3 protein-coding genes are annotated in these 3,661 nt (G+C 58.8%); all 3 read left to right on the top strand.

What is annotated here, in order from left to right; translation table 11 throughout:
• Positions 1 to 170 precede the first annotated feature (170 nt).
• From ACSSV8_RS19985 to ACSSV8_RS19975, 3 genes are read left to right on the top strand one after another with little or no spacing between them, the layout of a single operon-like run.
• Entirely contained in the window at positions 171 to 1,799 is a 1,629-nt protein-coding gene (locus tag ACSSV8_RS19985) for a Mu transposase C-terminal domain-containing protein (protein ID WP_093039161.1), read from the top strand.
• Entirely contained in the window at positions 1,777 to 2,634 is an 858-nt protein-coding gene (locus ACSSV8_RS19980; RefSeq protein ID WP_245770741.1) for a TniB family NTP-binding protein, read from the top strand. The genes ACSSV8_RS19985 and ACSSV8_RS19980 overlap by 23 nt, the downstream gene beginning before the upstream one ends.
• Positions 2,631 to 3,566 (top strand): TniQ family protein, encoded by a 936-nt coding sequence (locus ACSSV8_RS19975; RefSeq protein WP_175544817.1) that lies wholly within the window; start codon positions 2,631 to 2,633, stop codon positions 3,564 to 3,566. The genes ACSSV8_RS19980 and ACSSV8_RS19975 overlap by 4 nt, the downstream gene beginning before the upstream one ends.
• Positions 3,567 to 3,661: the final 95 nt, after the last annotated feature.

The following is a 3,661-nucleotide window of genomic DNA, read 5'->3' as shown; positions in this document are numbered from 1 at the left end:
TGTCACTGTACCCTAATTAATCAGAATCGGGCCTGAATTTGTCCCATAAAATCAATGGCGGTTTGTACCCTTAATTTTCATATTGTACCGTTAATTACCATACTGTATCCTTAATTGCCGTACGGTCGGAACTGTGGATAAGTGTCGGCCTGTTGGGGTGGGGGATTTACGTGGCCAGCGAGCGTATTGCGAAACATCGTGCAGCGGTTCTTCGGCCGATCCTGGAGCTTGAGAAGAGGGGCGAGCCGATCAGCGCTGCTATCGGGGACGCCGCTTGGGAACTCGGCTTGGCGAAAAGCCACACATGGTCGCTCTACCGGCGTCTGAGAGAGAACGATGCACGTGCCACGGCGTTGGAGTTGGACCGTCGCGGGCCGAAACCGGGGTCGAAACGGATCGCACAAGACGTCGAAATCATCATCGATGAGAGTCTGGAGCGCTACTATCTGGTTCGTGAGCGCTCGAGCTTTCTTCGCATCTGGCGCGAGATCCGTGCCGAGTGCGAAGCGAAGGGGTTTCAGCCCCCGACCCGGAAAACGGTCAAAGCCCGTCTCGACGCGATGGATCAGCGAGAGGTCTTCCGGAAACGGCGCGGGGCAGAGGAGGCTGACAAGGTTTTTGCCGCGCGTCCTGGCCGCCTTGAAGTTTCGGCCCCGCTGGAAGTCGTTCAGATCGATCATACAACTTCGGACATCACGTTGGTCGATCACGTCAATCGACGGCCGCTTGCGCGCCCCTATCTGACGGTGGCCATCGATGTCGCGAGCCGGATCGTTCTTGGGGTCTATGTCACTTTCGATGAGCCATCTGTCTTGTCGATCGCCCTATGTCTCGATCACTGCGTGCGCCGGAAATCGGTGCACGTCCCTGGAACTATGGAAGAGTTGGTTTGGCCGACGGCGGGCATTCCGAAGGCGATCCACGTCGACAATGCGCAGGAGTTCCACAGCGATGCCTTCAAAGTGGCCTGCGAAGATTGGGGCATTTCTGTCGAGTATCGTCCGCTTGGCGGCAAACACTATGGCGGCCATGTAGAACGGCTGATCGGAACGACCATGGGTGCCGTTCATGTACTGCCCGGGACGACGCATTCCTCAATCGTCGAGAAGGGCGACTATGACAGCGAGAAGCATGCGGCCCTGACACTGACCGAGTTCGAGGACTGGCTTCATCTCGAAATCTGCCGCTACCACAATACGGTTCACGAAGCCCTCGGCCGAACGCCGTTGGCTGCCTGGGCTGACCTCGGCGGGGATACTGCGGGGCGGCAGGTCGTTGACGTCGAAGCCTTTCGGACGAGCTTCTTGCCCTTCGAGTGGCGCCAGCTCGGGCGTACCGGGATCACGCTCTTCGGGGTCCATTACTGGAGTGATGTCTTCGCGTCGTTGGTCGGACGCGGGCAGGGCAAGGTGCAGGTGAAATACGATCCGCGAGACTTGTCGCAGGTCTGGGTCATCACCGGTGATGGCCGTGTGACCCCGGCGCGCTACCGGGATCTCTGCCACCCGCGGATCTCGCTTTGGGAAAGTCGGCGGGCGCGGAAAGATTGGCAGGAAAAACACGGTGGCCGGATCAACGAGCGGGTCCTATTCCAATTGATTGACGCGCAACGGCGGCTGGCCGAAGCGGCGCGCCAAAAGACAAGGACTGCCCGGTTGGAAAACGAAAGAGGTGCTCGGCTTCCCCGGCACCAACCACGTCGCGATCCGTCACGCGAAATGTTCGCGATCGACACGGGCAATCCTGATCTGCCAACCTATGAGATTGATGAGTTTAATGACCCCAGACGAAAGAATTGACCGTATCCGCGGCGATCATTGGATCGCGTTCGACCGTGCCACCATCGTTCTCAACCGATTGACATCCCTGATGGAAATGCCACAGCAAAGCCGGATGCCAGGGTTGATGGTTTATGGCAGCTCTGGCATCGGAAAGACGATGATCGCCAAGCGCATGGCGAGCAAATATCCAACGCAGTACAACGCCCAACTGGGCGCCACGAAGACACCCATACTGCTGGTTCAGGCCCCGCCCGCACCGGACGAAAGACGCTTCTATCAGCACATCCTGGCGACGATTGGGGCGCCGATGTGGGGCCGGCATACCGTGTCCGAGCTCGAGGTGCGCGCGCTCAGTCACCTTCGGGACATGGACCTTAGGATGTTGATGATCGACGAGGTGCACAATCTGCTTGCTGGCAGCTACCGGGAGCAACGCCGTTTCCTGAACATGCTCCGGTTCCTCGCCAACGATCTCTGCGCCTCACTCGTTGTCTTCGGTGTGAACGAAGCCCTGGAGACGGTTCGAGGAGACGATCAATTGGCCCGACGTCTAGACGAACACTACCTGCCGCTCTGGGAAGACGATGTGGAGTTCTCTCGCCTGATCCAGACACTGATCGCGGCGATGGCGCTTGAGCAACGCTCAGGCCTGACGGTGGCGTCGCTTCGGACGATCCTGAAGGTTACCGGGGGTGTGACCTCCCGCGTGTTTATCATGATCAAGTCCCTGGCTATCGATGCGATTGAGACCGGAGAAGAGCGGATCACGGACGAAGCAGTTCAGGCCTGGCAACCGGTTTGGACGAAGCATGCCTGGAGCATTCCTCGCCAGCCCGTTGCTACATTCGGGTGAACGTCAAACCGCTACCGTTTCGGCCACCGCCAGCGCGCGATGAGCTTCTGTCCAGTTGGATCGGGCGATTGGCAAAAGCCAATCACTGTTCTGTCGAAGAGCTTTGCGGCTATCTCGGCTTGGGGCAGGGCAGGGTGCCGGAGCGTATCAACGATCCCGGAGAGATGGACTGGGCCCGCCTCTGCTCGGCAGTTCAACGGACCCGGAATGAAATCGCCGCCATGACCCTTCCGGATACGGTGCATCATGCCGTACGATACGTGTCACGGCATGACTTCCAGTATTGTCCGGGGTGCACGGAGCAAACACCCGGTCTCGCTCTTCGTCATTGGCGCTTCGCGTGGTCGATGACCTGCGAAACCTGCGGTCAATCCCTCGCGGCGAAACATCCAGCCGAAGCCGTATCAGACCGGCTACTTGCGCGCGCTGCACGTGGCGCGCAGGTCTGGGAAACGGCTGTGGCGAGCAACGATCTCAGGCGTTTGCGCCGAATGGATTTGACCCTGTCTATTGTATCGATTCTGGGCGTCGGCAACTCAGCGTCCGTCATCTCCATGAACGAACTCGAAAGATTGATGGCACTTGCTGCGGTTGGTGTCGGCATGACCCGTCCCTTGTTGGGTGCCGCCATCATGCTGAGAGGAAACGGCCAGGTGGTTCGGGAGTTGCGCCGCGTCTTTCCTCAGCATCGCAGGGTGATCGAGCGGGTCCGTGGGTTGTCGCGTGACCTCGATCAACAGTTGACGGGACTGCGCGAAACGGGGCATCCGACCGGCCAGGAAACACACGGAATGAGCCGCCCAAATGCATCCGAGAGCGCTTTGCGAGCAGCACGTCAGGCCATCTCAGAGCTCGGACACGATGCAAATCGTCAAGCGTTACTGGCGCGCGCCGATGCAATCTGGACGCGCTCAAGTGGGGTTAAATCCTGAAGCGAGCAGCCTGTGGATATATTGTAATTAAGGGTACAAAAGTGCCCCAAAATGCCCTGAACCCGCAGAATCTGATTAATTAGGGTACAGTGACA

This window comes from Roseovarius sp. MBR-79 (assembly GCF_053628555.1).
The sequence above is the reverse complement of the archived record's forward strand: the minus strand, read 5'-3'. Positions and strand labels throughout refer to the sequence as shown.

Excerpts from the sequence above, each read along its gene's own strand:
- ACSSV8_RS19980 (WP_245770741.1), top strand. The coding sequence starts at position 1,777 with ATGACCCCAGACGAAAGAATTGACCGTATCCGCGGCGATCATTGGATC.